General features: G+C 54.5%; 2 tRNA genes and 3 rRNA genes. All 5 read right to left on the reverse strand.

From position 1 onward, the window contains the following. A 5S ribosomal RNA gene (gene rrf / locus CGK74_RS17805) occupies positions 1-81 on the reverse strand; the annotation flags it as partial. Between the two features lie 107 nt (positions 82-188). Continuing rightward, positions 189-3073 (reverse strand): 23S ribosomal RNA (locus CGK74_RS17810). Positions 3074-3335: 262 nt separating this feature from the next. Continuing rightward, positions 3336-3411, reverse strand: a tRNA-Ala gene (locus tag CGK74_RS17815). 27 nt (positions 3412-3438) lie between these two features. Beyond that, a tRNA-Ile gene (locus tag CGK74_RS17820) sits at positions 3439-3515 on the reverse strand. A gap of 74 nt (positions 3516-3589) precedes the next feature. Next, a 16S ribosomal RNA gene (locus CGK74_RS17825) occupies positions 3590-5128 on the reverse strand. Positions 5129-5372 lie beyond the last annotated feature (244 nt).

Genomic DNA, 5372 nt, shown 5'->3' on the forward strand with positions numbered 1-5372 from the left:
CTCACTATCATCGGCGCGTTTGTGTTTCACGGTCCTGTTCGGGATGGGAAGGGGTGGTACCACAAAGCTATGGTCGTCAGACTTTGACTTGTTGCCTGGGTGTTGATGCCAGGCCAAAGCGGGAAGAAGAGTTGTGTGATTGGGTGTCGTAGGACACCGAGTTACGAGTTTGTCTTGAATAAGGTTATAGGATCAAGCCACACGGGCAATTAGTATCGGTTAGCTTAACGTGTTGCCACGCTTCCACACCCGACCTATCAACGTTGTGGTCTTCAACGACCCTTCAGGGGGCTCGAGGCCCCGGGGAAGTCTCATCTTGAGGCGAGTTTCCCGCTTAGATGCTTTCAGCGGTTATCTCTTCCGCACATAGCTACCCGGCGATGCGACTGGCGTCACAACCGGTACACCAGGGGTGCGTCCACTCCGGTCCTCTCGTACTAGGAGCAGGCCCTCTCAAACTTCCAGCGCCCACGGCAGATAGGGACCAAACTGTCTCACGACGTTTTAAACCCAGCTCACGTACCACTTTAAATGGCGAACAGCCATACCCTTGGGACCGGCTACAGCCCCAGGATGTGATGAGCCGACATCGAGGTGCCAAACTCCGCCGTCGATGTGAACTCTTGGGCGGAATCAGCCTGTTATCCCCAGAGTACCTTTTATCCGTTGAGCGATGGCCCTTCCATACAGAACCACCGGATCACTATGACCTGCTTTCGCACCTGCTCGACTTGTGGGTCTCGCAGTCAAGCCACCTTTTGCCATTGCACTATCAGTACGATGTCCGACCGTACCTAGGTGACCTTCGTACTCCTCCGTTACCTTTTGGGAGGAGACCGCCCCAGTCAAACTGCCCACCATGCACGGTCCCCGACCTGGATTCACAGGCCTGGGTTAGAACCTCGACGACACCAGGGTGGTATTTCAAGGATGGCTCCACCAGAACTAGCGTCCTGGCTTCATAGCCTCCCACCTATCCTACACAAGTCCCGTCAAAGTCCAATGCAAAGCTACAGTAAAGGTTCATGGGGTCTTTCCGTCTAGCCGCGGGGAGATTGCATCTTCACAAACATTTCAACTTCGCTGAGTCTCAGGAGGAGACAGTGTGGCCATCGTTACGCCATTCGTGCAGGTCGGAACTTACCCGACAAGGAATTTCGCTACCTTAGGACCGTTATAGTTACGGCCGCCGTTTACCGGGGCTTCGATCAAGAGCTTGCACCCCATCACTTAACCTTCCGGCACCGGGCAGGCGTCACACCCTATACGTCCACTTTCGTGTTTGCAGAGTGCTGTGTTTTTAATAAACAGTCGCAGCCACCGATTCTCTGCGGCCCCTTCGCCCTTCGGATGTACTCCTACAAGCTAACGGGGCATACCTTCTCCCGAAGTTACGGTATCAATTTGCCGAGTTCCTTCTCCTGAGTTCTCTCAAGCGCCTTGGTATTCTCTACCAGCCCACCTGTGTCGGTTTGCGGTACGGTCACTCTATGACTGAAGCTTAGAGGCTTTTCCTGGAAGCCGGGTATCACTCGCTTCGGACCCGAGGGTCCTCGTTATCATGCCTCAGCTCAGCCGCGCGGATTTGCCTACGCAGCACGCCTACACACTTGAACCACCTATTCCAACAGATGGCCGAGCTAACCTTCTCCGTCCCCCCATCGCATCATAGAGCGGTACAGGAATATTGACCTGTTTCCCATCGACTACGCATTTCTGCCTCGCCTTAGGGGCCGACTCACCCTGCGCCGATGAACGTTGCGCAGGAAACCTTGGGCTTACGGCGAGGGTGCTTTTCACACCCTTTATCGCTACTCATGTCAGCATTCGCACTTCCGATACCTCCAGCATCCCTTACGAGACACCTTCGCAGGCTTACGGAACGCTCCCCTACCACGTGTCAAAGACACATCCGCAGCTTCGGTTCATGGCTTGAGCCCCGTTACATCTTCCGCGCAGGACGACTCGACTAGTGAGCTATTACGCTTTCTTTAAAGGGTGGCTGCTTCTAAGCCAACCTCCTAGCTGTCTATGCCTTCCCACCTCGTTTGCCACTTAGCCATGCATTTGGGACCTTAGCTGGCGGTCTGGGTTGTTTCCCTCTTGACACCGGACGTTAGCACCCGATGTCTGTCTGCCGTATATCACTTTGCGGTATTCGGAGTTTGCTATCGCGGGGTAGATCGCAGTGACCCCCCCAACGATTACAGTGCTCTACCCCCGCAAGTGTCCGTACGACGCACTACCTAAATAGTTTTCGGGGAGAACCAGCTATTTCCGGATTTGTTTAGCCTTTCACCCCTATCCACAGCTCATCCCCTAACTTTTCAACGTTAGTGGGTTCGGACCTCCAGTACCTGTTACGGCACCTTCATCCTGGCCATGGATAGATCATCCGGTTTCGGGTCTACGCCCAGCAACTCTGACGCCCTTATCAGACTCGCTTTCGCTACGCCTCCCCTACTCGGTTAAGCTCGCTACTGAACGTAAGTCGCTGACCCATTATACAAAAGGTACGCAGTCACCCCTTTCGAGGCTCCCACTGTTTGTATGCATGCGGTTTCAGGATCTATTTCACTCCCCTCCCGGGGTTCTTTTCGCCTTTCCCTCACGGTACTGGTTCACTATCGGTCGATCACGAGTATTTAGCCTTGGAGGATGGTCCCCCCATCTTCAGACAGGATTTCTCGTGTCCCGCCCTACTTGTCGCACGCTCAGACCCGCCACCGGCTTTTCGCATACGGGACTATCACCCTGTATCGTCGGACTTTCCAGACCGTTTTGCTAAGCTGATGGTTTAGTCGTGCAGGCTGCTCCGCGTTCGCTCGCCACTACTTGCGGAATCTCGGTTGATTTCTGTTCCTGCGGCTACTTAGATGTTTCAGTTCGCCGCGTTCGCCTCCTCAGACCTATGTATTCAGTCTGGGATACCCCTTGCGGGGTGGGTTTCCCCATTCGGACATCGTGGGATCAAAGCTCTATTGCCAGCTCCCCCACGCTTTTCGCAGGCTTACACGTCCTTCATCGCCTGTGATCGCCAAGGCATCCACCACATGCACTTAGTCGCTTGATCCTATAACCTTAGCGCCTCTATCCGAAGCACCGGTCATAAGACGAACTCGTTTGTGCGATCACACCACTGCTGACAACGGTGATGTGATCAATGCAATCACACAACTTGCAGTACGCACCGGCTCGGTACGTACTACACTTCTTCCACTTTGTTAAAGAGCAAACCTCAAACAACCGGCAACCGAAGCTGCCGTTTCAAGAAGTCAGAGATGAAGACACTTACATCGTCATCTCTGACTGCTCGAACACCTGTGCGCGAGTCCTGGTGGAGCTGGTCGGGATCGAACCGACGACCTACGGCTTGCAAAGCCGCCGCTCTCCCAGCTGAGCTACAGCCCCGTCCTTCTCGAGCAACCCAAAAAAGCTTGGTGGGTCTGGTTGGATTCGAACCAACGACCCCCGCCTTATCAAGACGGTGCTCTAACCGACTGAGCTACAGACCCTCACGCCTTCGAGGCTCTTGGTCTGAACAACCGATAAGTTGTGGATACTTGGCCGTACGCGGCCTTTTCTCTTGAAAGGAGGTGATCCAGCCGCACCTTCCGATACGGCTACCTTGTTACGACTTCACCCCAGTCATGAATCTCACCGTGGTAAGCGCCCTCCCGAAGGTTAAGCTACCTACTTCTGGTGAAACCCACTCCCATGGTGTGACGGGCGGTGTGTACAAGACCCGGGAACGTATTCACCGCAGCATGCTGATCTGCGATTACTAGCGATTCCGACTTCACGTAGTCGAGTTGCAGACTACGATCCGGACTACGATCGGCTTTAAGGGATTGGCTCCACCTCGCGGCTTGGCAACCCTCTGTACCGACCATTGTATGACGTGTGAAGCCCTACCCATAAGGGCCATGAGGACTTGACGTCATCCCCACCTTCCTCCGGTTTGTCACCGGCAGTCTCACTAGAGTGCCCAACTAAATGATGGCAACTAGTGACAAGGGTTGCGCTCGTTGCGGGACTTAACCCAACATCTCACGACACGAGCTGACGACAGCCATGCAGCACCTGTGTTCTGGCTCCCGAAGGCACCCTCGGCTCTCACCAAGGTTCCAGACATGTCAAGGGTAGGTAAGGTTTTTCGCGTTGCATCGAATTAATCCACATCATCCACCGCTTGTGCGGGTCCCCGTCAATTCCTTTGAGTTTTAACCTTGCGGCCGTACTCCCCAGGCGGTCGACTTCACGCGTTAGCTGCGTCACTCAGTGCATTGCTGCTCCGAACGACTAGTCGACATCGTTTAGGGCGTGGACTACCAGGGTATCTAATCCTGTTTGCTCCCCACGCTTTCGTGCATGAGCGTCAGTACAGGCCCAGGGGGCTGCCTTCGCCATCGGTGTTCCTCCACATCTCTACGCATTTCACTGCTACACGTGGAATTCCACCCCCCTCTGCCGTACTCTAGCCTTGCAGTCACAAACGCAGTTCCCAGGTTAAGCCCGGGGATTTCACATCTGTCTTACAAAACCGCCTGCGCACGCTTTACGCCCAGTAATTCCGATTAACGCTCGCACCCTACGTATTACCGCGGCTGCTGGCACGTAGTTAGCCGGTGCTTCTTAGTCCGGTACCGTCATCCAGCGACTATGTTAGAGTCGCCGATTTCTTCCCGGCCGAAAGAGCTTTACAACCCGAAGGCCTTCTTCACTCACGCGGCATGGCTGGATCAGGGTTGCCCCCATTGTCCAAAATTCCCCACTGCTGCCTCCCGTAGGAGTCTGGGCCGTGTCTCAGTCCCAGTGTGGCGGATCATCCTCTCAGACCCGCTACGGATCGTCGCCTAGGTGAGCCTTTACCTCACCTACTAGCTAATCCGACATCGGCCGCTCCAATCGCGCGAGGTTCCGAAGAATCCCCCGCTTTCCCCCTCAGGGCGTATGCGGTATTAGCGTAGCTTTCGCTACGTTATCCCCCACGACATGGGCACGTTCCGATGCATTACTCACCCGTTCGCCACTCGCCACCAGGCCGAAGCCCGTGCTGCCGTTCGACTTGCATGTGTAAAGCATGCCGCCAGCGTTCAATCTGAGCCAGGATCAAACTCTTAAGTTCAATCCAGCAAAGTACTCAAAATACTGACACTAATCAGCATGAGCACCTAATCATTGCGAAACCAAGCAGCCTAAGCTGCCGACCACAACAACCAAGCACCCACACTTATCGGTTGTTCAACTTTTTAAAGAACCGCTGCCACCCGGCAACGAAGAAGCGAGATTATGAACAAAACCACCAACCTCGTCAAGCACCCGCCGAAACTTTTTTAACCGCAGCGCCCGAATCATCGAACACCCACAAA

The organism is Thauera propionica, from assembly GCF_002245655.1.
Lineage (GTDB): Bacteria > Pseudomonadota > Gammaproteobacteria > Burkholderiales > Rhodocyclaceae > Thauera > Thauera propionica.